Genomic DNA, 26475 nt, shown 5'->3' with positions numbered 1-26475 from the left:
ACCGTTTCCCTATTATAACATTTTTTTCAGAAAATATATTTTATTTCGCCTGGTATGACTTTATTGATGTCAAAAGAAAATTCACCGATCAAGGTGTCAATTTGCGGTAGACTACGATACGTACCCTATTTGCAAACTGGTCTATGTATATATGAAATATTTTTCAGCAAAGGAATGAAACCATGCGAGTGTTGATAGCGGATGACGAAAAGCCGATGCAATTGATTTTAAAGGCTTATTTTGAAAAAGAAGGATTTGAGGTGATGACAGCGGGAGACGGCGAGACCGCCATGAACCTGTTTTATGGCAAGCCGATCGACCTGGCCATTCTGGATTGGATGATGCCCAACGGCACTGGAATTCAGGTGTGCCAGGAAATGAAAAAAATCAGGGAAACCAAAGTGCTGCTGTTGACCGCCAAGAGTGAAGTGGAAGATGAACTGTTAGCCTTGGAAGCGGGGGCGGATGATTACCTTCGCAAACCCTTTGATCCACGCATCTTGTTGGCTAGGGCCAAACGGCTTCTCGGCGCCGATCAGCGATTATGCTATGGAGCGCTCATGATCGATTTGGGGGCAAATAAAATTTACCGCGACGGGGTTGACGTGATGGCGACCAAAACCGAATTTGAACTGGTAAAATGCTTGGCCACCCATCCGGGACAAATCTTCGGGCGCAAGCAACTGCTGGACACGGTGTGGGGACTTGATTACATCGGGGAAGAGCGAACCGTAGACACGCACATCCGCCGTATCCGCGAAAAGATCGGAGCAGGCTGGATCAAAACACATCGCGGCTTGGGATATAGTTGGGAAACGGCAAATGAATAAGCTGGGTGCAAAGATCGCCATCAGCGTGTCAGCGGTCATCTTAAGTTTGCTGGTGTGCTTGTTGCTGGTCTCCCATTTCTTCCTTCGTCCCTATTACCTACATCAGACCAAACAACGATTATTGCAAATCTCGCAAGAACTAGCAGATACGTCCACAGAAAATCTGCCCCGCAAAATCGAATCGCTCAACCAACAAAGTGACGTGGCCATCGTCGTCGTTCCCCGATCACAGTCACTTGACGCATTAAATGAATATGCGTCCCACTTGCTCGCACGGCAGGGAGTTTCCCTCAATCGGTTTTGGATCACGGCCGAAGTGATCAGGCAACTTGATTCAAGACACTCCGTCAACAAAATTTATGACCAAATGAAGCAAAAATCCAGCTTTTATGTGCGATATATAACAAAAGGAAATGACATCATCTTGATCGGCATTTCCTTGGCCCACATGAATGAAATCATTCAGATGGTAAATCAATTCAACGGGTTGTTGTTCACCTTGGCGCTTGTCATCGCGTTGATTTGGGTGTGGGCCTTCTCTCGGCGCATCACCAAGCCGTTGGATCAGCTTAAACGGGCAGCGCAGGAGATCGCGGACCTGAAATTCCAACAAGTGGCCATTCAAACCAACGATGAAGTCGAAGAGTTAGCCCGCTCCATCAATCAGATGAGCCAGAAGCTACAACAGGCGCATCAGGAGTTGACCCAGAAAAACCAAGACTTGAAGCGCCTGACAGCGGATGTGACGCATGAATTGAAGACCCCCTTGGCTTTGATCCAAGCCTACTCCATGGGCATCAAAGATGATCTGGATGACGGCACCTATCTTGACACGATCATTTCCCAGGCCGAACGGATGTCCAGCTTAATCGATCAGTTATTAAGCTATGCGAAGTTGGAGCAAGACCCGCTTCACTTGACCCTTTGTCACCCGGTGGCGCTATGGGAATCCTGCCTGGCTCAGCATCGGGTCATCTTCGAAACAGAGAAAATCACCTGCCGTTATGCTGAGCCGCCTCAGCCGGACCAATGGCAAATTCGGGCCGACCCGGAAAAATTGAAAATGGTTTTTCACAACTTGCTTCGCAACGCAACAAAATACACGGATAACGGACAGATTAAGATTCACTGGTCTGCCGGAGAACAGCACCTTTTCCTGCATATTACCAATGGTCTGGCACGGGAAACGAAACACTTGAACCACATTTGGAAACCGTTTTTCGTCTTAGACGAAGCAAGGGACAAAGGACGCTCCGGATCCGGTCTCGGCCTAGCAGTAGTGAAAACCATCTTGGAACGCCATGGCTATAGCTACAACGTCAAGCAACACGGTGGTTGGATCACGTTTACAATCGGCATGACCCTGGTGCCTCTCACTGACCAAAATTGATCCGGCGAATGTCAAACTGATGTAACATTCACCGCTTAAAGTGGTCTGGCAGGAGGTGCTGAAATGAAAAAGTTGATTTCCGCATGTCTGAGTGGTGCGCTGGTTACAGCCCTGCTCAGCGGATGCCAGAGCGTTGACACGATCAATCCAAAAACAGAGGTACATGATTACGATTTTACATTTCAGGTTCAGCCTGAAACCTTTGACATCACACTCACCCGGAACGGCGTGAAAGAAAAAGTGTCCAAGCCACTCACCCCGATGCGCGTTACCCGGTTTGAACAGAACCAGACGCAGGCATCTTGGGAATACCCTGATCAAAAAATCCGCGTAAATCTGACCAAGCAAAAGACTTATTTAGATGTACGCATTCAATCAACCGGCGCGTCAAAATTTGAATGGCCCGTGTTGAGCGGGAAAAGCTACACCCTCCCTTTGTGGGAAGGGAAACAAATTCCCAGCCGAGACCCCCATTGGCAGGCGTACCTCGGTGGCGAAACCTATCACTTCAGCGAAGATTTCTCCATGCGGTTTTTGGCGGCCAATCTAAACCGACATGCCGTTGTGTTCATCGCTGATGACATTTTCAACGATCAAGTGACGTTCCAAAACAACCCGAACCTAGAACTTCATTTTTCACATGAGTTTCCGACCATCAACAAGAAAAAGACGTATGGTTTCCGCCTATATCTGACAGATCAAGACCCGACTCAAATCGCCAAAATCTATCGCCGGCACATTCAGGAACTTGGCGAGTTCAAAAGCCTTGCCCAAAAAGCAAAAGAAAACCGCAACGTGGCGAAGCTATTTGGCGCTCCCCACATCTATCTGTGGAACGATGGGATACTGACCGACTCCGATTTGCGCTGGCAGAAACTCGATCCGCTCTTGAAAGGCCCCACCTTCGGCCGGATGGTGGAAGTGTTGAATGCTAACGCTTCTGACAGCGGACAAGAACTGGCCCAAGTTATAAAAAGTCATACCCCAGGGGCTTGGGATCGTTACCAAAAGCAAGTCATCGTGAGAGCGTTAAACACCGCCCTGAAACTGAAGACATTATACGAACCCAAACACTTCCCACATCCCGATAAAGAGGCCCGCGCCCTTTTGTCCAAAGGGATCGACAAGTTAAGCGAGCAAGAGCTGTATACGTTAAACAAGCACTTGCTAAAAAGCGCTTTGGGGGAAAGTGTGACAGATGTCCAGACATGGGGGGAAGGCATTTCTAATCTCATTCGTGAGATGTCCCGCTCGGGGCTGAACCGGGCATGGATCGGGCTGCCCAACTGGGCTGACGGGCTCATGAATCCGGTTGCCGTGAACACCGCCAATAAAACAGGTTATCTAATTGGCCCTTACGATTCTTACCATTCGATTCATAAAGAGCAGAACATGGATTGGAACACAGCCAGTTTCAAAGACCCCACTCTGTATGAGCGAGCTACCATCACGGATGTAAACGGTCAAAAAGTGAAAGGGTTCCTTGGCCGGGGTCGCAAGTTGAACCCCACCCTCTCCCTGCCCGCCGTAAACCAACGCGTCCGTGACATCCTCAAAAACGGCATCACCTTCAACTCTTGGTTTGTGGATTGTGACGCCACTGGTGAGATATATGATGATTACACACCCGAACATCTCACCACACAAGCGCAAGATCTACAGGCAAGATTGAAGCGGATGAATGTCATCGCCACACGCTATCACATGGTGGTTGGTTCGGAAGGTGGAAACGACTTCGCCAGCCGGGTCATCGCCTTCGCGCATGGAATCGAAACACCCGTGATCGCCTGGAGTGACAAAGATATGCGCCAACACAAACAAAGCCCGTATTATATCGGCGCATATTGGTCTCAGCAAGGCGGAACCCCCGATCGGTTCGGCAAATCCGTTCCCATCAAGGAACGTTATCAACACATCTACCTTGATCCCGTCTACTCCATTCCACTGTATAAGTTGGTATACAACGACTCCGTGATCACGACGCACCATTGGGAATGGGGAAGCCTGAAGATTAAAGGAGAAGTCTCTGACCGCATGTTAAAGGAACTACTCTACAATGTCCCGCCCCTTTATCATGTGGATGAACGATCTTGGCAGAAAGACAAAGAGCTGATTAGCGCCTTCATCAAAGTGTGGTCTCCCTTTCACCGAGAAGCCGTGCAACGCGAGTTGACCTCTTTCAACACATTGAGCCCGGACCGTCTCGTACAAGAAACTCGCTTCGGCAAGGACATGCGAGTCATCGCCAATTTTTCCACCCATGCCTACTCTTATCAGGGTGAAACCATCCCTGCCAAATCGGCAGTGATTTACACCGGAACACAAAAACAAATCTTCAACGCCGCCCAATTTGACAACTGATAATCTTCACCCCCATGGTCCATGTCGATCATGGGGGTTTTCACATGGCAATGCAACCGTTTTTTCTCTTGATCTTGTTTATACCGACCATTACAATCATATATGAACATATGCTCATATATTAAAATATAGGAGATGAAGGAGTGTGCATCATGAAAAAAGAGGAGCATAAGACGCTGGCAGCACGATCGGTGGAAGACGCTGTCATGATCTTTAAAGCGCTTGCAGATCCCACTCGCATCCGGATCTTGCATCTACTGTCCGAAGAGGAGTGCTCCGTCAGCCACATCGCCGAAGTGTTAGGTCTTTCCCACTCAGCCATCTCCCATCAACTCAGCTTCTTGCGTTCCTTGCGCTTGGTCAAAACACGCCGCGAAGGACGCATCATTTTCTACAGTTGTGACGATGAGCATGTGGTTGACCTGTTGCGGCAAACGATTAGCCATGTTGAACATTTATAAAGGAGAGATGGCCGATGCACCACCATCACCACCATCACCACCATCATCACCATGCCCACGGGCACGATCACGGTCATACCCACACCCGCAATGCCAATCGAAAAGGGCTGACCATCGCCTTGGCCATTACAGCCGGCATCATGCTGTTGGAGTTTGTTGGCGGACTGTGGACCAACAGCTTGGCTCTCTTGTCCGATTCAGGGCACATGTTGAGCGACGCCGGCTCACTCGCCCTCAGTCTTGCCGCCATGTGGTTCGCCGTTCGCCCTCCTTCCGCCCGCAAAACATACGGCTATTACCGCTTTGAAATTTTGGCCGCCCTCTTCAACGGCCTATCACTGTTTGCCATTGCCGGAGTGATCATGTGGGAAGCATTCCACCGCCTGCTGGAGCCTCCGCGCGTGGCCAGTGGCTCCATGATGGCTATCGCCGCCGTCGGTTTGATCGCTAACTTGCTGAGCGCCTGGGCCTTAATGAAGGGAGACACGGAGGGCAATGTCAACGTGCGCAGCGCTTACCTCCACGTACTCGGCGATGCCTTGGGCTCGGTCGGAGCCATCCTCGCCGGCTTGTTGATGCACTACTTTTCTTGGTATATGGCCGATCCGCTGATTAGCGCGGTGGTGGCCGTCTTAATTTTGAAAGGAGCCTGGGGTGTGATCGCCCACTCTGTGCACATCCTGATGGAAGGCACGCCCATCACCGTAGATCGCAAAAAAGTAGAAGAGATCTTGATGCGCATTCCCGGAGTGGTCAATGTCCATGATTTGCACATCTGGACTATCACTTCCGGCTTTGATTCCCTGTCTTGCCATCTGCTCATCCAAGACACCGCCGACAGTCAAGCCGTTTTGCGGCAAGCCATCCAACAAATCGAAACGCATTTCCTCATCCGACACACCACCATCCAAGTAGAAACTTCCGACTTCCACCAAGCGTGCCAACATGACGTTTGCGGACAACGCGCGAGCACCTGACTGCTTCGCGCCAACAAGCCCACTTTCCTTTAAGGCGAAAGTGGGCTTGTTGCGTTGTAGCCATTTTAGCTTACATGCTCGTCCACAAATAAAAAAACGCCAACCGGGCAACGATAAAGGATGATCATGCGTCGCGAGGGGGTGACCGGCATCCGAAGACCGAGAAAAAACAAACAGGAAACGGCTGAACCGCCATCCACATGGGCTGAACCTTTTTGGGAACGCGGTGATTTCACCCATACCCATCATGCGAATACAACCCATCCGTACTGGATTACACACATCACCTCGTTGGTGGACACGGAAGTGTTGCATCGGGACATCTTGCCTTACTTAAACAAACTATCTTTTCCGACCTTGCAAGAAGTCGAATCCGTGCTTCCCATCGAGGAGAAAGAGATCACCGATGATCCTGAAAAGATCAAAGACTTGTTGTTGCGCGGGTACGTATGGATTCGACTTAGTGACCGGGTTCTGGAAGGAGTGTTGGCGCGCGCTGCATTGGACAAATCGCGGGCCGTCTCCATACCTCAAGAAGAATTTTCCGTTGTCGGACCGAAGGAGTCGTTTGTCGAGTCATTGACAACCAATTTGAATATGGTTCGCAAACGCTTGCCCATCAAAGAGTTGCAGTTACAAGAGTTCACCGTCGGCACTTATTCCAAAACCAAAGTGGCGGTTTTATATATCGACGGAGTGGCCAATGAAGAAAATGTCAACACGGTATTGCAACGGATCAAAGCGATCGAGTTCTACCAAATCCTTGACAGCTCCTACATTTCCCAACTTATCACGGACAACAGCAACTCTATTTTTCCACAGATGTTGGACACTGAACGGCCTGAACGCGTGGCCGCCGTTTTGGCCGAAGGGAGCATCGTCATCATGGTGGAAGGTTCCCCCCATGCCCTGATCGCTCCTACCACGCTGGTCGAATTTTTCTCAGCATTTGAAGATTACTTCATTAATTGGCAAATGGCGTCCTTCTTCCGGATTGTCCGTTTGTTTTCCGTCTTGTTTTCCATCCTGATCACCCCCATTTATGTAGCGGTGGTCACTTACCATTACGCACTGATTCCAACTGACTTAATGGTCACCTTAGTGACGTCGCGAAGCATCGTTCCGTTTCCCCCGATATTGGAAGCGGTGATATTGGAATTGACGATCGAATTGCTGCGTGAAGCAGGGGCCCGCTTGCCGACGAAAGTAGGCCAAACCATTGGTATCGTCGGCGGGATCGTCATCGGAACCGCCTCCGTCCAAGCGGGCCTCACCAGCAACGTGCTGTTAATCTTCGTCGCGCTGGCAGCGTTGGCATCCTTCACCACACCGGTTTATCGCATGGGCAACGCCATTCGCCTGCTCCGATTTCCGTTTCTTTTGTTTGCCCAGTTATGGGGATTGATAGGGGTGGCGATTGCGTTCATCTTTGTGATGGGTCATCTGCTGAGGCTGACTTCTTTGGGGCGCCCCTATCTGGAGCCCATCTATCCTCTACGCTTGAAAGACTTGCGCGATTCTTTCATCCGGTTACCTTTCAGTACGCAATCTCATCGTCTCCAGACACAGGACAAACAGCGCTTTACACCCCCATGGAGGCAGAAACCGCGGGACATAGATGAATGATTCCGCAAAAAAGGAAGGCTGATCCTATGCAAGCGCATGTGAATCGACAATATCGCGTTTCACCCTACCTAGCGTTTTTTTTGATATACAAAACGCAATTCGGCGTGGGGGTGTTGGGATTCCAACGCTATATCGCAAAAACCTCCGGTCATGACGCATGGATCGCCGTCATCCTGTCGGGGCTCATCATCCATTTGCTTTTATGGATGATGTACCAAATGCTAAACAAAGAACAAAACGACTTGATCTCCATTCATCAAACCGTCTTTGGCAAATGGACCGGCAACCTGCTTAGCTTTCTGTTTATCCTCCAAGTGTTTATCTCCGGGACGACGGTGTTACGGACTTTCATTGAAGTAATTCAGGTGTGGGTGTTCCCCCTGTTCAAAACATGGCCGTTCTCCCTGGTGTTTTTGACCTCTGTGTACTATATCGTGAGCAACGGATTTCGCACCGTTACGGGAGTTTGCTATTTTGGGGCCATCATTCCGCTCATTCTAATACCCACTTTTTTGGCCCCTTTGGAATTCGCCAATTTCCGGAATTTGCTACCGATTATGGATCACTCCGTCACAGACTTGATTAAGTCCGTGGAAGAAATGACTTTCACCATTTTGGGCTTCGAGTTGTTGCTACTCTATTACCCTTATTTCATCGAACCAGAGAAATCGCAAAAATGGACGCATTACGGCAATCTGTTCACTACGTTGATCTATGCGGGAATCGCCATCGTCACCTTCGCCTATTACGCCGAAGATCATTTGCAAGTTGAAATATGGCCCACCCTGACCATGTGGAAAGTGATTAAGTTGCCGGTGATCGAGCGGATTGAGTATGTCGTCATTTCCGCGTGGACCATCATCATCCTACCCAATATTTGTACCTCGTTTTGGGCTGCCAGCCGCGGGGTGAAACGGATTTTCCAAATCACTCAACGCAGGGCCCTGCTCATTTTGCTTGCAGGGAGCTTCATCATCACCTGCCTGTTGAACAACCGGATGCAGATTGACCATCTCAATTCCTTCGTCTCCATGATCGGCATCTATCTTTTGTACGCTTACATTCCCATTCTGTTTATCATCTACCACATCCGACACAAAATGAGGAAGAGATCATGAAGCAGTGGATCAAATGGATGAAACCCATCACATTGGTTGTCATCTCGATCTGTATTATCATTTTTGGAAATGTGACAAAAAACGTATTGGATGAGATTCAATTGGTCACCGCCGTCGGCTACGATTATATCGATGAACAAACGTCAACAGTCACCGAAGTAACACCCATCTTTAGATCCGACGCCTCGATCGAAAACAAAACGCTTTCCATCACCGCCAACTTAGGCAAAGAAGCCTTGATCGCATTGAACAGACAAAGCAGCGCCAACCTGGCCAACGCAAAATTGGAAGTCGCCCTGTTCAACAAGGAAATGGCCAAGCGCGGGATCCTCCACATGATCGACATCTTGCATCGCGATCCCAACATCGGAACTAGCCTCAGCTTGGCCGTGACGGATGGAGCCACCAAAAAAATACTGAACCAATCGTTCGGCACGCGCGACACGGGCCATTACATCGCGTCCTTGCTTGAACACAACACCCAAAACGGCTCGATCCCCAACAACAGTCTGCATTATTTCTTGTCTGCGTATTACACCAAGGGCAAGGACCCCTTCTTGCCGTTATTGAAATTAACTGATGGGGAAATCACGCTGACAGGGTTGGCCTTATTTAAAAAAGACCGCATGGTCTTCCAACTGGACCGTAGTCACCTGTTCACCTTCAACACCCTTTACGGTAAAAATCGCTTTCCCGGAATGAAAGTGCAAATCGGGGATAAATTCGTCGCGATGCGGGTGATTACCTCAAACCGAAGGATCTCCATCCGCAACACGCAAACCACTCCCGAAATCACCATCTACTTAAACATCAGAGCTTCAATCAGCGAGTTTTCCGGGAAACACTTGAAACCCCAACATGTGAGCCAGACGGAACATGCATTGAAAAAGCAGGTTTCACAACAAGGACACCAGCTGATCCGCAAGTTTCAACAATTGGGGATCGATCCCCTGGGACTCGGGGATCACGTGCGTAGCCACACCCGAAATTGGGACTTCAAAACATGGCAAAAACAGTATCCGCGAGTCAAAGTGCGAATTGTTCCCCGGGTGAACATCGTTGAGATCGGGGTGGTCGACGGATTGGATTAACCCAAAAATACGACAAATCGCCTGTTCAAGTCTTCACTTGAACAGGCGATGCTTATGAACCTGTTCCCAGATGGGAAGGGAAAAGAGCTCGTTGTGTTAGTGAATATCTTTCTTTTTAAATCTTCCGCCTTGCACATCATGAATATGGCCGATCGCCAGAAAGGCTTGGGGATCCACATCTTCTACAATCAACTTCAGTTTGGCTTCTTCCAAACGGGTCACGACGCAAAAAATCACTTTTTTGGAGTCACCGGTGTAAGCACCTTCACCATTTAAGTAAGTAACGCCCCGACCCAGACGTTGCAATATGCAATTCCCCAGCTCTTCCGGTTTGTCACTGATGATCCATACGGATTTCGTTTCATCAAAGCCCTCGATCACTACATCGATCATTTTAAAAGCGATAAAATAAGCCATCAAGGAATACATGGCCCGATCCCAACCAAACACAAACCCTGCACTACCAAGGATGAACAGGTTGAAAATCATCACTGTTTGACCCACGGAAAGCGGCAATTTTTTGTTAAACAGAATGGCCAAAATCTCCGTTCCATCCAAGGAACCACCGTTGCGGATAACCAAGCCGACGCCAATCCCCAAAATGATTCCTCCGAATACCGCCGCCAACAAAGGATCATCTGTTAAACCCGGTACCGAGTGGAGCAAGTTGGTACCAACAGACATGACAATAACGCCCAGCAGAGTGGACAGGGCGAAGGTTTTCCCGATTTGTTTATATCCGATAAAGAAGAAGGGAAGGTTGAGTACAAATAATAAGACCCCTAAGTTTAAACCGGAAAGGTGGGAAACAATGATGGAAACGCCCACAATCCCTCCGTCAATTACATCATTGGGGACCAAAAAAATCTCCAGTGCCACGGCTACAAGAATCGCACCCAGCAAAATGAAGGTGATCCGCTTCAAGCTTTTGAGCCATGCCAACTTCTTGCGATCTTCTTCTTTGATTCCTTCATTTCTTTTTTCAGCAACAGCAATCAAATGCCATTCCTCCTTTGACTAGTGGTTTGGTTAGGTTTGGGGCGGACGGCACCACCCATATTTTGCCATCACATGTCGACAGTACATCCATCGGATGCAGGCCGCATGGGAATCCCCGAAGGGGTACCGTCAGCACACCTTTCGTATCCAAAAACACTTAACATATTACTTTCTTTTGTTTTAGTTTAACACAAATTTGCACTTGACGCTGGCTACACCCTGTCCAACATGGTTCGCGATCCCTTGTCCGACCGTGCCACAGACCTACAAAAAAGTCTTTGATTACACGGATTTTCGCTCTGGAGAAGGTACCTTATTAATAAAGAAATTTTTTAACCTCCACTATCCACAGTTGTCCCAGCATTGTCACCAATTCACCCTCCTTCACTGCTATGATTCTCTTAATTACGGATGATATAATGTTTTATATAAATAAAAATGCCTATAGTCCGATGTATTGCTTTATTCCGCAAGCAGGAGAGTGAAATATGAAAACATTCACACGCATCTTACGGGTGAACTCCCTTGGTTGTAGCCGCGCGGTGCAACGACTCTTTGCCCGTGCCTCGCTCACATTGTCTTCTACTGCCTTCTTGCTGTCATTGTTCGCCTTGCGGCAAATTCTTAAAAAATTCAGCTAGCGCCATTATGCCTGATTAAGCCACAAAGTTATCTAGGAAACACTCGGTTTCGATGGATAGACAATGCAATCAGACATGAAACCGCCCGCCTTCTATCATCTGATGTGGAGGCGGGCGGTTTTTAACTGGTTAACGGCATCTCTTGCGCCAAGCGGCGTCAATCTTGGTTAAACAACTTGGACAACGCTTCTTTCAAAGCAGGATGCCCTTCTTCTTGTTGCTTATTTTGCTGTTTGATATAGTTGGCAATCTCCCGTCGCGACACCTTGCCTTTTTTCTCTTTCTCCTTGCGTTGTTGGAATGCTGCGTACTTCTCGCGGTGGCCGCAGGTGCAGACGAAGATCCGGCCCTCCCCTTCTCCGCGCAGTTCCAGCTTCTTCTTGCATTCAGGGCACCGAGCATTGGTGACGATAGAGACGCTCTTGCGGTACCCGCATTCCCGATCCTGGCAAACCAGCATCTGCCCTTTTTTGCCCTTCACTTCCAACAACCGTTTGCCGCAGTCTGGGCATTTTTTGGTCGACAGATTATCATGCCGAAACGTTTTCTCGCTTTCTTTGATCTCGTTGACCACGGCCTTGGCATAACCCCTCATCTCCGAGACAAAAGCGGCTTTGTTCAGCTTCCCTTTGGCAATTGCACTCAGCTTTTGCTCCCATTTGGCCGTCAATGCCGGCGACTTCAGTTCTTCCGGCACCAAATCGAGGAGCTGCTTTCCTTTGGAAGTGATACGGATATGCTTGCCGTTTTTTTCGATCAGGAAGCTGTCAAACAATTTTTCAATGATGTCGGCACGGGTAGCCACTGTGCCCAACCCACCGGTTTCTCCCAATGTTTTAATCAAATCTTTCCGCTCATTGCCCATGAACTTGGCTGGATTCTCCATTGCCGCGAGCAGACTGCCCTCCGTAAACAGTTCCGGCGGCTTGGTTTCCCCTTGGGTCGGGTTGATCGCGCGGATGGCGAGTCGTTGTCCTTCAGTCAGCTTCGGCAATATTTGCTCTTTGATGCCTTCCTTTTCTTCTTCCTCTTCCACCAAATCGCCATAAACCTGTTTCCAACCCTGCGCCAAGATCACTTTCCCTTTGGCGACAAACGTCTCGCCGCCAATGTCCGCCCGCACCGTGGTTTGCTCATATTCAAACGGTGGGTACATCACCGCCAAAAACCGTTTGACGACAAGGTCATAGATCTTCCGCTCCTTAACGCTCAACTTGTCCAGAAACACCGGTTCTTCCGTGGGAATGATCGCGTGGTGATCCGATACTTTGCTATCATCCACAACATGTTTACCCGGTTTCAGATGGAGGCGGGCCTGCTGGGCCAGCTGGACATACGGCCCGACCCGGCAAGCCTCGATACGATCCTTCAAGGTGCTCACGATGTCGGAAGAGAGATACCTAGAATCAGTACGGGGATACGTGACCACTTTATGATATTCGTACAGCGATTGCAGTGTGGACAGCGTTTCCTTTGCGGAATAGCCAAACCGCTGGTTGGCTTCCCTTTGCAATTCGGTCAGATCATAAAGCGATGGGGCAAAACGCTTCTTTTTGGTCTTCCGCACTTCGGTAACAACCGCTTCCCGGTTGCCCAACATGGAAAGCAACCGATCGCGCTTTTCTTGCGAGAAGATGCGCCAATCCTTCGATTTGCCATCCTGCCAGACCAACTTGAGACCATTTTCGGCCTCCGCTTCCATCCCGTAGAAAGCTTTTGGCTTAAAGTTCTTGATCTCCGCTTCGCGTTGGGCGATCATCGCCAACGTAGGCGTCTGCACCCGTCCGCAAGACAGCTGGGCGTTATGCTTGCAGGTCAGGGCCCGCGTTGCGTTAATTCCCACCAACCAATCGGCCTCCGCCCGCGCCGCAGCTGAATGATATAGGTTCTCGTACTCTTTGCCGTCCCTAAGGCGCTGAAATCCTTCCTTGATCGCCTTATCCGTCACGGATGAGATCCACAGGCGCTTAATCGGCTTTTTAACATGCGCTTTCTCAATCACCCAGCGCGCCACCAATTCCCCTTCGCGCCCTGCGTCGGTGGCGATGACGATCTCTTTCACATCTGGTCTGGACATCAATTGCTTCACCTGTTGGAATTGCCTACCTGTCTTCTTGATCACCACCAATTTCAAGCGGTCAGGAAGCAAGGGCAAGTCCTCCAAGCGCCATTTCTTATATTGCTCACCGTACGCTTCCGGGTCAGCGTGGGTAACCAAATGGCCAAAGGCCCAGGTCACCACATACCGGTCCCCCTCGAAATACCCATTACCTTGTTTATGGCAGCGCAACACCTTCGCTATGTCTTTACCAACGGAAGGCTTTTCAGCCAACACCACTGTTTTGCTCATCTTTAACATCCTTTCATGCATCCGCGCCTGCTGTTTCTACCATCTTGTGAAGTCATCAACAATCAACATTGTATAACAAAGAAAAGACGGAAACCAAACCCCATCTCCCCTTTTCCCAAAGCAAACACCAAACAGGTAAAAGGAACATTAGTCAAACATTAGGAGCACATGCGGCAAAGACGGCTCCCTCTGTCCTTTGCGGATGGCGGTTGATTTTCACGCATTTATAAAAATTCAATCCCTTTCTGTTACTCCCTTTATGATCCCTTCACCTGTGCTTTCCGTCGATTTAGCGTGGGGTATTAAATAATAACATACTTCTGATTAAACTTATTTTTATAGAAAATATAAACGCATCCCTTTGCCATTGATTCCGTTTGGAGGCGCACATCACCTCGGGAATGGAAATCGACGAGCAAACAGACAAACACCACCTGTCGAAACAAGTGGTGTTTGTCTGGCGCAATGTAATCCATTGCTTCGGTGGCTGGAAGCGCGTGGGCTCCCTACTTCTAACACAATGCCCGTAGCACACGGCTATAAAAAAAGCCCTTCCCTGATTGGCGACAATCAGGGAAGGAAATCATTTTTGTATGGAATTATCTGTTTTTCCAAGTGTTCAGATTATTAAACACCTCTTGAGTAATACGGGTTCCCCGATTGTAAGGGTTGCCGCCATATACGCCATTGGTGTGGATAGCGATGCTGCAAGTGCCGCAACTGCTGGAGTTGTAAACCGGCGAGCCACTTTGTCCGCCGTAGGTATCATTGGCATAGTGCACTTTATATGTGTAAGTTTCACGAACTTGGTCGGCATCCTCCCACTGGGTGCCGTAGGTTTTGTCACCGGGATAACCGCTGATGTTTTGCGCCATCCCATTCAACGAACCGGATACCACGCGCAAACCAAACCATCCCGTGCTGTCGCCGATGGGCTTATCCAATTTGATCGCACCATAATCATAGTTGGTGTCGCCATTTTGCGTCCAGCCCGTGACAGAGAAGAAATTGACCGCATTGGCATAGCCATACGGAGCAGTGCTTCCATTGCGCCCGGGGTATACTCTAGCCCAAGAAGCCCATTTGCCGGAACCAGGATCATAAATGCAGTGACCTGCCGTCGCCACAGTGTCAGCGTCAATCATCCAACCGGTACAACCACCGATATCGCTTTCAATATGAGCGATAGCTCGGTAGGGATATGTAGTCGTATTGGTCACCCGGGTGCGCTCATCCGTGCCGATCACGGATTCGGTGCTCACGTCGCCCTCGTTATCCTCTGCGGAACGGACAGGCGCCACTTTGCCACCTTTGATCTTTACTGGGGACTTTTTGCCTGTTCCTTCATACCCTTTCACATAGGAACCATTGGCCTCGGTCACAACGCCGCTAAAGGTCTTCGCCGCTTCAAAAATGGTGCCGTCACTGGACACAGGGGTATGTGGTGAAAGCTTGCCCGATGTCGCACTTGCGGTTGGTGTGCCCACTGCAAGCGGCAAAGCGAGAACAGCCGAAAGGGACAGAGAAACAATCGACAGCCCTATGCGCTTCTTTTTGGTCAATATATTCACACCTTTCTAAAATGTTAGACTCAACATCCAAAAATATTATTAATCATATAACTATTATTGTCAAGATATATTCTATAAATTCTAAATGAATTAACTGTTATAATAATAAATTAAGCTAAAAAACAAACATCTCCTTTGTACTTTTGGTATTTTATAATGAAATATATGGATAAAAACATTGAATATTTAGCTTGATCCACCTTTTTTTGTTGACTGGTTTATGCTCCCCCAACTACAACCAGCGGCCCAATCCCTTGCTTTGGAATTGGGCCGCTGGTTGAGCACCGATATTTATCTGTGTCCCCAGATCGATCCGTGAACCCAAGGCTCTACCCCGGATGCGGAACGAACGGAGGGCGCGGATTTGAGAGATTTGGTTTGGTTGTCAATATATGAAGGCATGTGCGTCTCATCAATAAATAAAATTCCGTCATACTGTTCGCGTGGTACCAACTTCTCATCCCACATCCCCCAGTCTAGGGCTTGGCGTTCCGTGTACATCCATTTGGTACCTGGTTTGTTGCCTTGACGCAACAAATCCACAAACAAATTGGTGTGTCCGGCTTTCTCCAGAATGGACTCCAAATTGCCTTCCGGATGAGGATAGCGCACCGGCGCAGGCTCCCTGTTGTTAAGCGCGGAAACCCCACGATTCATGTACAGACCCACCACATACGATTTGTTTTTCAGGCGGTGTGGCAACAGCTGACCCATGGTGGGTACGGAAGCTCTGTATGGGTTAACGGTCTTGGTGTTAGCTTTTCGAATATGAATATTATGCGCCCACACAATGATCTTTTTATTAGGATACAGTTTTTCGGCCAACCAAGTGAGGTGCTTCGCCATCGCTTGATCCCGCAACACGGAGGCTTCATCCAACGCTTTTTGAGCTTCTTCGTATTTCTCCTCTTGCATATACTTGCTGAACAGGATATATTTCTCCAAAATGTGATCGATGGTGTGAATGCGGTCTTGCAGAGCATATTCAGTAATTGCGATCAACTTGGGATGTTTCGGGTAACGGCTGGACAATGCTCGCTTGTTGTCCCGAACAAACTTCAGCAGCTCCTTATAATCATTGATCAATGACCCTTTTTCAGCGCGGAACCGCTCCACATCGGTTTCAGTGGCATAGGTTAGCAGAAAACGACTTTCCGTTTGATACGCTTTTTCCGCCATGGCCGGATCGACAGACTCGAACCATTTCTTCAAAAATTCTTGATAGTTGCCTTGAGGTTGCATGTCAAACCCAGCAAGCGTGAGCGGATCTTTGCTGTATTTCTCCTTTTTCAAATATTCGAAGAGCGGGAGCGTTTCTTTTGTGTGCCATATGCCATAAATGGCGTTCTGCATTGTATATAGCGGAGTCGCTTGTCCTGCATGCAAATCGGCGGCTGCCGTTTCAACCAGACCCGATTCAAAAGCGATGACATCATAATCCAGCTCTTCATGCAAATACTGGATCAATCTCGCTTTAGCGGAGTTGAACTCAGCGGCACCATGTGAGCTTTCCCCCAACATGACGACTCGTTTGCCTTTCAGGACCTTTTTCAAAAAGCGTAAATCGCGAAAGGTGTCCCCTTGGCTGGGAGCCAGCTTTTCCACAGCATGAGAACGCTTTTGCAACCAAGTTGTCCATGCAGGATCTTCTGTCGAAGCAGTCGTTGCGGCAAAACTGACGTTACTTGACAAGATCGTTGTTACAGACAAGCAAGCTGCCATGGCAAGAGCAAATCTTTTTCTCTTGTTGTTCATGAAAGCACCCCTTTCCGTATCCTTTATTACCCGAATTTCCTTAACATTAAATAAACAATAGTTGAACAAATAGTGAACTTGCGCAGAATTGCTACAAGGCGATACAAAACGAGCAGGCCGTGGGCATTTCTATTCGTGAATACCCACGGCCTGACTATTTCATTTTACAGATGTCAAGCGGTTAAATCACATCATACCCTTGCTCTTCAATTGCCGCTTTGATTTGTTCGATATTGGCCCGACTCTCATCGTATGCCACAGTAACCGTGCCGGCTTTTAAATCAACCGTCGCTTCCGCTGCCAAGTCCTTAAGCGCCCCGGTGACAGCATTGGCGCAATGGTTACAAGACATGCCTTCCACCCGCAAGGTTTCTTTGATCATGCGCATGCGGAATCCGCCTCTTTTCTTCATTATTTTCAATAGGAGCTCAACCTCTCATCGCTCACTCTGCCGCATATATAGTAGATCGCATCCGAGTGACACATCAGCTCCTTTTCACCCATGGTACTATACCCCACCATAGTATGTAAAGAATGTTTTTAGGCAATTGCCGACGAAAGGCGACGTTGGAACGGTTTTATGTTATAACAAATCAAAAGGCACGTAAGATAGAAGTCATGTATTGGAGGGTTTTATGGAAAACTCATTGGCGTACCTATTCTCCGAGCTTGGATATTGGGCGATTCCCGCCAGCTTATTGCTCAATGGCATCATTCATGTCCTCGGTTTTATCCCTTCGGTGTTTCTCACCACCGTCAATGTGCTGATTTGGGGGCCTTGGCTTGGCGGGTTAATATCCTGGCTGGGGGAAGTGATCGGCTCGGTCGCCGCTTTTCTCCTTTACCGCAAAGGAATTCAACTAGCAAAGGTGGAGCAGCATACGCATTGGCGATGGATGCAGACCTTAAATAATCTATCACCCCTAAGACAATGGCTCGCGCTAATCCTGGCCCGGCTCACCCCGTTCATTCCCGCTGGGGCCGTCAACCTCGTCGGCGCGTTGACCACTGTTCCCTTGTCGGTGTTTTTCTTGTCCACCGCCATCGGCAAGCTCCCCTCAATGGCTTTAGAAGTGTGGTTTAGTCACGGTCTCATCCACATCGAGCAAAATGTGGTGCAAGTCACACTCACACTGATTGCCGTCGCAGTGGGATACTTGGTGTTAAAAAAGCGCGCCAAAGCCAACGACGGACAGTGAAAGAAATGCGGGCTCCGCTCCATCTACTCGCAACATCAGCGAGACGATGGACAGGCCGATGCCCGCCCCTTGATCCACAGTCTCTCCTGATACCCATGCCCCGGTCACTTCGTATTATGAAACAACACAAAATCCATTTAAAGGCTTTGTTAACTAATTTCATTATTAAGAAAACATAATTGATATTATGTTTCGTATTACATTAAAGGTAATAGCTGGGCGAGCGATTTTCTATTAACAACTGGAAAGAACTAACTACATAAATTAAAATGGACTTTGTCTTAGGACTGAGCCCATTTTTAATGAGGTGAATAAAAGTGAAAAAGAATATTCAATTGCAACCTAAGCCCTCACAAGAGTTAAGCAATTGGAAATGGATTGTTCCCGTAAGTTTTATCTTAACATGGAGCAGTGGAGCAATCTTTGTCAAACTGGGTTTAGAGTATGCCAATCCTTTTACGTTCGTATTTCTTCGTTTTCTATTGTCAACAGTATTACTCTGGGGGATTTGTCTGACAATCCGAAACACTTACCCGAAAACAGTGAAAGAGTGGGGGTACATTGTACTTACGGGTCTTCTATTGCAAGCTGGATACCAAATTTTTTATTTCTCCGCACTAGATCAACACATGTCGCCTGGAATCTTAGCCATCATCTTAGGTGCACAACCGATTATTACGACTTTTTTTGGAGAAACCAAAACTAGATACTATCAGTGGTTTGGGCTTTTCTTAGGGTTAAGTGGACTAATCCTAGTCGTTGCCGATAATATCACAAAACCAAACTTTACACTATACAGCTTAATAAGTGCAATATTATGTTTGGTCTGTATAACGATTGGTACGTTTATGCAAAAGAAAATCCAGATTAGTCAGCCAATCAACATGGCCATTCAATATTCTGGAGGCCTCTTGGTGATCCTCATGCTTCTTCCGTTTTTTGGAGGATGGCACGTTCAATGGAATTCCACTTTCCTCCTTAGTTTGTTTTGGATGGCTTTTGTTATTTCGGTAGGAGCTTCAATGATATTGTATTTTATGATCCGAAAAGGGAATCTGACAAACGTCACTAGTTTGTTGTATGGCGTCCCACCTGTCACTGCACTAATGGATTACATAATTTTTAAAAATCAACTGTCGTTAGTGGCTTGCTTAGGAATGGCGTTTATTATTGTCGGTCTATTCCTAATTAATAGACAAGGAAAGGTCCTATAATTTGTTTGCGAATTTATGTTTTTTTTACATTTTATGTCATCTACTTTACCCCTGGTTGATTACTGATGTCACGGAGGTAAAAGAGACTGTTAGACTGGAAGATGTCATCAGACTTCAACAAATTTAATTCTCAGGAGCTTGTTAAAAAAGCTATTCAGCAACATAGCCTTAAACCAGGAGTAGGTTGGGGAGAAGGTTATCACTACACTTCTTAAAGATAAGGATAAGATTTTTGTTGCTATTTCCGGGTTAAACACCAGGACTACGATATTAAGTGAGTAAATTCTTAACACCCTTAGCAAACTGCTAAGGGGATACTTTTTTACACGTTTTTATGTTGGAACTTTTCTACATATATGCCAAAAGAATTTACCCTTAGCGTAATTGTCTCCAAACCATAGGGTGGATTGTGCGATCCCACAAAGGTTCGAACCTGTACAACCACGATACGTCCTTGATTCGTTTCTCGAATAGAGAGTATTTTAGCATCATCTGTTCTAAACTGATGAAATAAATCCCCGTAATATCCGGCAATCGCATTACTAATTGAAGGATAAAAGGTAACTAACAAAGTCTCTTTCAACGCTTCTATTGAAGGGTTCCTAGGAGAAGCAAAGCTAGGTGTACCTAAAGATAAAAAACAAAGGCAGACAATTGTACCTAAAATCAATCTTTTTTGTTTCATTTAATAACCTCTTCACAATTTTGTCAGGAATATTGTTTCCAGCCATAAAGAGGTTCATTCCAATGAACTAGGGGTATTTTGAGTTCCTTAGCGTACGCTTTTTATAAAATGCTGGCGGTACCCCAGATAGGCAACTGAAAAGCATGCGTTGCAACTACAATTTAAGGATATACACTTTTATTAATATTGAACAATTATATTTATTATCGCTTTAATCAACTGTATATCGCTGATATTCACCGATAAACACATGATTATATCCAACATCAATATAAAAAGGGACTTCGGTAACTATCCGAATTCCCTTTGATATGAATATCACTTAATCTTCATCCGGTGGCTCACTTATAAAAAGTTGCGTTTTGTTTTGTTTCACTCTCTTTCTACCTCCCTCTTCGATCTCGTAATGATAGCGCAGACTGCCTGATAAAAATTGTTCATTTCCGTTAATTTAGTATTTTCTAATAAAATTAAGCCTCAACGTGTCCATTCATGGATTTGTATCAACCGACAATCTGCCAGGGCTATTAAGACTTTGACTAGAGCGTATCTAATGAATAGGCCAGCGGCTCCAAAACCATTTTCTCATTCGCTTCACTTGTGCATTGACGCTCCTTGAGAAAAGGTTTTTCCGGCTTCTTCCCCACCTACTTGATTTGCCAGACACACCCTAATCAATAGCTATCTTTATGTTTTTTTCTTGTCTGACCGCCTCTTCTAAAGCAATGTGAGCGAGTTCATTTGCCCTTAATCTAAGTATAGCAAACCTGATTGGGTATAGGTGGTGATTGCGATTTGTATGTGCTGTTTGAAAGCAAAAAAGAATGGCCAAAAGGCCAACTTTTTAGTCTATAAGTTTAGCTAGATTTAGTTACGTTTAGCTGATCAGACAGCTTATTTCGTACTTCTCCGACTACTTCTTTCAACTTTTCATAGTCACGAAAACCGGTGTAAAGCAATTCAGAACCGACGCCGATCCGTGCTTCTTCCTTCACTTCATATTTATCCCACATGTGGACAATAATGTGGTGAAGGTCATTCACATGAGCTACAAAGCGGTAGCCGGCATAGCCAACATTCACACAATATTGATACAGTGCCTCGTTGTCTCGTCTGGCTAAATAAAATGTTACCGCTTCTGGTGGATAACCTAACGTTAGTCCCAATATCCGATGGTGTTTCGCTGAACCCCATTCCACATTGGCCATTGATGCCAAATAGTTGTCCATCAGCTCTTGATTTTGAAAAAAAAGGTAAGAGCCATCGGCGTCGATCATATGGGGATACTTCCCCAATTGCGGCATCAGCTTTTCCAACTGTGGAATCATCCGTCTACAAAGTGCAGGCTTGATTCCAATCAAAAATGCTTCATGATCTACCATGATTCGTATTTCTTCCATGTCATCACCTTTTGTACGGCTCGCCGTTCGCCTTAAAGTATTTACCACATACTTGACACCCATCATGTCCACCAGCAGGTACGACTACAGTCCAATTATAGAAGCTATTTACCAAATATTCAAACAAAAATAATTATACCCTAGCGAAATTCGGTTTAAGCTGTATTATTAATATAAAAAGGGAATTCGGCAATTATCCGAATTCCCTTTTATATGAATATCACTTAATCTTCATCCGGCGGCTCATTTATAAAAAGTTGCGTTTTGATTTGTTTCATTCTCTTTCTACCTCCCCTTCTATCTCGTAATGATAGCGCAGACTGTCTAAATTCGTCTATATATTTTTGATAGGTGGGAAGATTATTTCTTTCAGCTATTTCTGTAATTTCTAATAAAACATCGAATCGCAACGTGTTAAATGAGTGTTTTTCAGTTAATTTGAGCGCTTCTTGATAATGTTCTAGTGCTTTCATATCATGCCTTTGCATCAATCGACAATCTGCCAGGGCTATTAAAGCTTTGACTAATCGATAGCTATCTTTATGTTTCTTTCCCTGTCTGACTGCCTCTTCTAAAGCAGTGTGAGCGAGTTCCATCTGCCCTTGATCTAAGTATAACAAACCTAATTGGGTATAGGTGGTGATTGCAATTTGTTTATCCTTGATTTTTGGCTCTAATTTTAGTGCTGTTTGATAGCACAATTCTGCATTCGCCAGTTGACCAATACTCGCATAACTTTCTCCCAAAGAAGTCCAAAGTTCAAAACAACGGTCATATAAGCGATTTAAACGGGCATCATGCAGATCCGCGAGTGCATATTCTATCGCTTCATCATACCGCTTCAGTTTGTTAAGCAATTCTATCCGGATCTGAGTGATATTTAGACGAGCAGAACCGCTTTTTAACTGATCTTTCTCATTCCATATTTCTTCGATAATTTTAAGTGCTTCTCCATCGCGATCCTGCTTTTCCAAGACACTTGCTTTGGTAATTTGTAAATGAGCGCGAATATGGGATCGAGCACCACCATCAACAAACGAGTCCAATCCTTTCTGGATATAATAAAGAGCCTGATCCAAGTGGTTCATTCTGTTGCATACACGCCCCAGCGCATTATAACTGGCAGCCTTGATGTTGGTTGGCAATAGTTCGGGATGTAGATCCACATATTTCACTGCGAGCTCATAATGTTCAAGTGCGTCATTCCATTCCTTTTTCCGTTCATAATATTTCCCTTTCAAATGATACGTGACAGCACGCGTTGCATCAAAACTTGTATCTTTGCCTTCATTTTTGATTTTTTGCTCTTCTTCAAATTCACGTAGTTGCGTAAGTCCACCTTCTTTATCCACCAGCAGGACGTGTTCAATTGCAACCAATTGCAATCCCGAATCAAGTTGATCTCTATATTTACGCACACGATAGTTTTCTAAATCGCTCACTTGCAGGCCGTAAAATCGACATAGCTTTTCTAACCGACTCGGTTCTGCTTGGTAAGCGCCACGCTCAATATTAGAGATAATCCCTTGGTGCACACCAATTTCAGCCGACAGTTCGAGCTGGCTTAATCCTCTCTCTTTTCTTGCGCTACGAAAAAACTCCCCCAGCTCCGTCGAAACAAAAATCCGATTTTTCCCCATTTCGTCTCTCCCTCTTCAAATCTTTTTCCAAAAAAATTTTGTGCATTATATTTGGAATTTAACGGTGTTATATGAAAATCCTGCAACAAAAGGTTAGTCTATCTCCAATAAAATGAGCTTACTCTCAATTTATCGATGATAATAAAACGCAATTGAAATAATCATTCATCCCTTCAAGGTTTTTGATCAACTTTTCTGAATATGCGAAGATGAGGACAAGAACAAGAGGCACGATTGGAGGGGGCATGATGGGTTCGATCACTAGGCAGATCACCTTGGAACTCACAAACGAATCAAAAAGGGCACTTGTGAAATCGCTTGAACAACAAATTCAACATGGCAATGATATCACCACCAATCATCATCACACCCTGTTATACACCCAATTGATCAATCAGATTAAATCACAGTGGAATGCGTGGTTGCCTACAGCAACAGAAGAATCCCTAAGGGCTGAGTAGCATGAACCGCATTGTTTCATATGAATATACCTTTTGGAGAAAAGATGGTCACAATCCCCAGGGGAAAACATTCAAATTTTATACGGCACGCGGTTTGCAGTGGTCTTATATTTTGTTTTGCGAATGCTTGCGAAATTATCGTATCCCAATAAACCGCACTGAATTCCGCGTTGTAATGGTAAACGATGTCTTTTGGATCTTAAGAGAAGGTTATTTTAACAAGAATAAAAAGCTCATTTATCTATCATTTGAAGAAACACGCCAACGCCTGTTAGATATCGGCATCCAACCAGATATTCCTCCGTGGATCATCAAGGATGACATAGAAACTCAGTGAAAGGAGGTGAAAGAGTATGGTGAAACGTTACAAAGGGGAGCCACCCCAAGCGTAAGATCCTTATGTTTTAAAATCAATCAGGCATGTGACACGACTGCTAATTAGACCAGGTTCGATCAATCACACCAATACAACCAACGCCCTGTCCGTTGCTTCGCGCTTCGGGTGGGGCGTTTTAACCTGTGTGATCTCTTATCAAAAGGTATTGTGCTTATTCTTGATTCATTTTAAGTAGTCATCTCAATGCGCAAATAAAAAACCCGCTTTTCAACGAAGCGGGTTAAACCATGGTTGGCAATGCTCTTGCTTGATGAAAGGGTCTTTCTCTCCATGGCGGTGTGAGCATCAAGGCTTATTTTTGCAAAATGACATTGCCCGAATCTGTTTTCACATGCAACTTGGCGCTATTGTCGGATTGCTCCCCGATATATCCCTTCAACCCTGCATGTACTTCAACCAATTCTTTTTTGCCACTCGTCACAGCAGTCACGGGAAAGTCGGTGTCAATGCTGCCCAAGTTGGTTGCCAAATCGACGTACAGCGATTTTGGAAGCGATTGGAGTTGCACAGTCACATCACCGAGATTGCTTTGAATGCGGTTATCCTTTTTGGCGTTGAGAAGCGGGCGGACTTCGATATCGCCACTGTCTGCTCTCACATCGACCGTCGCATCGATCTGGCGCAACTCGATGTCGCCGAGATGGGAGCGGACGTTCAGTTGGTCGCCACGGTAGCCAGAAAGCGAAATATTGCCTGATGCGGTATTTACGGTCAGTGTTTTGGCCAACAATGCTTGATTCGCATGGATATCGCCAAGGCGAGTCTTTACATGCAGGGACTCATACATTTTTTCGGGAATGTAGACATTGAGCACAGGTGGCTCACTGATTTTTCCAAATGAGAAGTCAAGCAAACGCTTCTCTCTCTGCTCCATGGTAACCGTGATTTTATGATTACTTTCAAATACCTCAAACTTCACTTCAGTACCTTGCGGCACCTTGCCCGTCATTTCTGCCAACACTTCATCCCGCTCGCTAAGATGCAGGTTGATGTCTCCAACATTGGAGTTGATCTCTATCTGCGTAGCATTCTTCGCTTCAACCGTTTTATGCAAATTCACGTTTTTAACGTCTTCCAAAAAGAAGTTATATCCCAAGAAGAACACCATGCTAACTACACCGATGATGCCGACAGCCATGGTGATGGCCCCGATACGAACGATTTTGTTCATACTCATTTTTCCCCTTTGATTATTTTCAGGTTGGCTTGCAGATAACGGGTAAACCATCGAATCACTGCTTTGGAAGCGCGATTCATGCCTGCATATAGCATCATCCCCGCGCCTGCTAGAATCAGTGTCACAAACAGATTAAAAATTGCTTTGGCAACCGAGCTTTCCCAGGCGAAAGCGGCGACCGCCACCAGCGGTGTCAATACAAAGGCTCCCGACAAGACATACAACGAAAAAATGAAACCGACAACGGCAACAAAAGGCGCAAGCACCAAAATGAGATTAAACAGCCCCAATCCCAGCGAAGCGAATACTGCGCGCGTCAGGCTGGGCAGTGAATGGTTGGCCTTCGCTTCTCCCAGATGGTAGTCGGCGGTAAACTCCTTAGCAATCGTTTTGGGATTGCCGAGCCTTTTGATCACTTCTTCATCCGTTCGGCCTTTTTCCTTAGCATGGCGGAAGTGCTCTTCATAATCTGAGATGATTTCTTCCCGTTCAGCCGCTGGAAGATCCTTTAGTTGGGCGCGGAGTTGGTTGATGAACTCATTCTTTTTCAAGTTGGAGCCCCTCCTCTATGATTTGGTCGACAGCACGGGAAAACATCTTCCACTCCTCAACCAATTCCATCAAATATTTATTGCCGGCCTCCGTCAGCTGATAATATTTGCGCGGAGGACCTTCTTGAGACTCGACCAAATAAGTAGTGAAATACCCTTCTTTGGTCAACCGTCTCAGTAGCGGATAGATGGTTCCTTCCGCAATCATGAATTTCTCGGAAATCCGGTCTACCAATTCATATCCATACCGGTCTTTACTGGAAGTAAGCACCATCACGCATAACGTGAGGACTCCCTTTTTAAATTGCACATTCACATGATCACCCAACTTCCCCGAGGTATTAAACAATAACAGGTACTGATCTTGCCTAGATTGTATCATCAGCTATTAAACAATGCAAGGTACTATAGAAAAATTTTTACCCCTAACCCATTCACCTTGCAACAACAGCCGACAGGCCCGCTTATCAGCTGGACCCATCGGCTGTTGCAGTCTGCGCTTTTGGCGCGGCACCTTTTTGATTACGATGAAAATGTTCCTCAATACCTATACATAACGATATCAACAGATGGATAGCATC

At 46.4% G+C, this 26475-nt stretch carries 24 protein-coding genes; 13 read left to right on the top strand and 11 right to left on the bottom strand.

The genetic code is table 11. The annotated features are described in order from the left end of the window. The first annotated feature begins 182 nt into the window (after positions 1 to 182). From QQZ12_RS01515 to QQZ12_RS01480, 8 genes are all read left to right on the top strand, one after another. Entirely contained in the window at positions 183 to 830 is a 648-nt protein-coding gene (locus QQZ12_RS01515; RefSeq protein ID WP_102991695.1) for a response regulator transcription factor, read from the top strand. Continuing rightward, the gene (locus QQZ12_RS01510) at positions 823 to 2220 is read left to right on the top strand and encodes a sensor histidine kinase (protein ID WP_102991694.1); all 1398 of its coding nucleotides are present in this window, start codon (positions 823 to 825) and stop codon (positions 2218 to 2220) included. The genes QQZ12_RS01515 and QQZ12_RS01510 overlap by 8 nt, the downstream gene beginning before the upstream one ends. 63 nt (positions 2221 to 2283) lie before the next feature. Continuing rightward, positions 2284 to 4581, top strand: a complete 2298-nt coding sequence (locus QQZ12_RS01505) for a glycoside hydrolase (protein ID WP_284723861.1) — start codon at positions 2284 to 2286, stop codon at positions 4579 to 4581. Between the two features lie 152 nt (positions 4582 to 4733). After that, the gene (locus QQZ12_RS01500; RefSeq protein ID WP_102991692.1) at positions 4734 to 5042 is read left to right on the top strand and encodes an ArsR/SmtB family transcription factor; all 309 of its coding nucleotides are present in this window, start codon (positions 4734 to 4736) and stop codon (positions 5040 to 5042) included. Positions 5043 to 5056: 14 nt separating this feature from the next. Continuing rightward, positions 5057 to 6019 carry a cation diffusion facilitator family transporter gene (locus tag QQZ12_RS01495; protein WP_102991691.1) on the top strand — a complete coding sequence of 321 codons (963 nt, stop codon included), beginning with the start codon at positions 5057 to 5059 and terminating at the stop codon, positions 6017 to 6019. Positions 6020 to 6145: 126 nt separating this feature from the next. Continuing rightward, entirely contained in the window at positions 6146 to 7645 is a 1500-nt protein-coding gene (locus tag QQZ12_RS01490) for a spore germination protein (protein ID WP_102991690.1), read from the top strand. Between the two features lie 26 nt (positions 7646 to 7671). Then, complete coding sequence (locus QQZ12_RS01485; protein ID WP_189318975.1) at positions 7672 to 8763, top strand: GerAB/ArcD/ProY family transporter; 1092 nt, start codon at positions 7672 to 7674, stop codon at positions 8761 to 8763. Next, positions 8760 to 9854: a Ger(x)C family spore germination protein gene (locus tag QQZ12_RS01480; RefSeq protein ID WP_102991688.1), complete on the top strand. Its 1095-nt coding sequence runs from the start codon at positions 8760 to 8762 to the stop codon at positions 9852 to 9854. The genes QQZ12_RS01485 and QQZ12_RS01480 overlap by 4 nt, the downstream gene beginning before the upstream one ends. A 96-nt stretch (positions 9855 to 9950) precedes the next feature. Here QQZ12_RS01480 and QQZ12_RS01475 read toward each other — a convergent pair whose 3' ends face one another. Next, positions 9951 to 10820, bottom strand: coding sequence for a YitT family protein (locus tag QQZ12_RS01475; protein WP_102993769.1), 870 nt, complete (start codon positions 10818 to 10820; stop codon positions 9951 to 9953). A 521-nt stretch (positions 10821 to 11341) separates the two neighbouring features. Between QQZ12_RS01475 and QQZ12_RS01470 the strand changes: the two genes are divergently transcribed. Further along, the gene (locus tag QQZ12_RS01470) at positions 11342 to 11494 is read left to right on the top strand and encodes a hypothetical protein (RefSeq protein ID WP_284723860.1); all 153 of its coding nucleotides are present in this window, start codon (positions 11342 to 11344) and stop codon (positions 11492 to 11494) included. 157 nt (positions 11495 to 11651) lie between these two features. Here the strand turns inward: QQZ12_RS01470 and QQZ12_RS01465 are convergent, their stop codons facing one another. From QQZ12_RS01465 to QQZ12_RS01450, 4 genes are all read right to left on the bottom strand, one after another. After that, on the bottom strand, positions 11652 to 13844 hold the full coding sequence (locus QQZ12_RS01465) for a DNA topoisomerase III (protein ID WP_284723859.1): 2193 nt from the start codon (positions 13842 to 13844) through the stop codon (positions 11652 to 11654). Between the two features lie 599 nt (positions 13845 to 14443). Beyond that, complete coding sequence (locus QQZ12_RS01460) at positions 14444 to 15406, bottom strand: trypsin-like serine peptidase (protein WP_284723858.1); 963 nt, start codon at positions 15404 to 15406, stop codon at positions 14444 to 14446. Positions 15407 to 15706: 300 nt separating this feature from the next. Continuing rightward, a complete protein-coding gene (locus QQZ12_RS01455) occupies positions 15707 to 17170 on the bottom strand; it encodes an erythromycin esterase family protein (RefSeq protein WP_102991685.1) in 1464 nt (487 codons plus the stop codon). Between the two features lie 181 nt (positions 17171 to 17351). Next, positions 17352 to 17552 (bottom strand): cation transporter, encoded by a 201-nt coding sequence (locus QQZ12_RS01450; protein WP_102993767.1) that lies wholly within the window; start codon positions 17550 to 17552, stop codon positions 17352 to 17354. A gap of 253 nt (positions 17553 to 17805) precedes the next feature. Here QQZ12_RS01450 and QQZ12_RS01445 point away from each other — a divergent pair, with 253 nt between their 5' ends. Both QQZ12_RS01445 and QQZ12_RS01440 read left to right on the top strand, forming a co-directional pair. Continuing rightward, positions 17806 to 18369, top strand: coding sequence for a TVP38/TMEM64 family protein (locus tag QQZ12_RS01445; protein ID WP_284723857.1), 564 nt, complete (start codon positions 17806 to 17808; stop codon positions 18367 to 18369). A 317-nt stretch (positions 18370 to 18686) separates the two neighbouring features. Then, on the top strand, positions 18687 to 19583 hold the full coding sequence (locus QQZ12_RS01440; RefSeq protein ID WP_102991683.1) for a DMT family transporter: 897 nt from the start codon (positions 18687 to 18689) through the stop codon (positions 19581 to 19583). Positions 19584 to 19905: 322 nt separating this feature from the next. Here the strand turns inward: QQZ12_RS01440 and QQZ12_RS01435 are convergent, their stop codons facing one another. The 3 genes from QQZ12_RS01435 to QQZ12_RS01425 form a co-directional block, all read right to left on the bottom strand. Next, the gene (locus QQZ12_RS01435) at positions 19906 to 20268 is read right to left on the bottom strand and encodes a DUF3888 domain-containing protein (protein ID WP_102991682.1); all 363 of its coding nucleotides are present in this window, start codon (positions 20266 to 20268) and stop codon (positions 19906 to 19908) included. A gap of 857 nt (positions 20269 to 21125) precedes the next feature. Beyond that, complete coding sequence (locus QQZ12_RS01430; RefSeq protein WP_145958360.1) at positions 21126 to 21668, bottom strand: hypothetical protein; 543 nt, start codon at positions 21666 to 21668, stop codon at positions 21126 to 21128. Positions 21669 to 21892: 224 nt separating this feature from the next. Continuing rightward, the gene (locus tag QQZ12_RS01425) at positions 21893 to 23308 is read right to left on the bottom strand and encodes a helix-turn-helix domain-containing protein (protein WP_102991680.1); all 1416 of its coding nucleotides are present in this window, start codon (positions 23306 to 23308) and stop codon (positions 21893 to 21895) included. Positions 23309 to 23556: 248 nt separating this feature from the next. On the opposite strand from QQZ12_RS01425, the gene QQZ12_RS01420 reads away from it, so the two are divergent. Together QQZ12_RS01420 and QQZ12_RS01415 are read left to right on the top strand one after the other, a co-directional pair. Further along, positions 23557 to 23769, top strand: coding sequence for a hypothetical protein (locus QQZ12_RS01420; RefSeq protein ID WP_102991679.1), 213 nt, complete (start codon positions 23557 to 23559; stop codon positions 23767 to 23769). 1 nt (position 23770) lies between these two features. Further along, positions 23771 to 24106, top strand: a complete 336-nt coding sequence (locus QQZ12_RS01415) for a hypothetical protein (protein WP_102991678.1) — start codon at positions 23771 to 23773, stop codon at positions 24104 to 24106. A gap of 352 nt (positions 24107 to 24458) precedes the next feature. On the opposite strand, the gene QQZ12_RS01410 is transcribed toward QQZ12_RS01415, so the two are convergent. Genes QQZ12_RS01410 through QQZ12_RS01400 form a run of 3 tightly spaced genes read right to left on the bottom strand, consistent with a single transcriptional unit; the run spans position 24459 to position 26210 of the window. Continuing rightward, a complete protein-coding gene (locus QQZ12_RS01410; RefSeq protein ID WP_189318973.1) occupies positions 24459 to 25337 on the bottom strand; it encodes a DUF4097 family beta strand repeat-containing protein in 879 nt (292 codons plus the stop codon). A gap of 2 nt (positions 25338 to 25339) precedes the next feature. Then, on the bottom strand, positions 25340 to 25894 hold the full coding sequence (locus QQZ12_RS01405; protein ID WP_102991676.1) for a DUF1700 domain-containing protein: 555 nt from the start codon (positions 25892 to 25894) through the stop codon (positions 25340 to 25342). Then, the gene (locus QQZ12_RS01400) at positions 25881 to 26210 is read right to left on the bottom strand and encodes a PadR family transcriptional regulator (protein WP_102991675.1); all 330 of its coding nucleotides are present in this window, start codon (positions 26208 to 26210) and stop codon (positions 25881 to 25883) included. The genes QQZ12_RS01405 and QQZ12_RS01400 overlap by 14 nt, the downstream gene beginning before the upstream one ends. Between the last annotated feature and the right edge of the window lie 265 nt (positions 26211 to 26475).

Source organism: Laceyella tengchongensis, from assembly GCF_900182735.1.
GTDB lineage: Bacteria > Bacillota > Bacilli > Thermoactinomycetales > Thermoactinomycetaceae > Laceyella > Laceyella tengchongensis.
The sequence above is the reverse complement of the archived record's forward strand: the minus strand, read 5'-3'. Positions and strand labels throughout refer to the sequence as shown.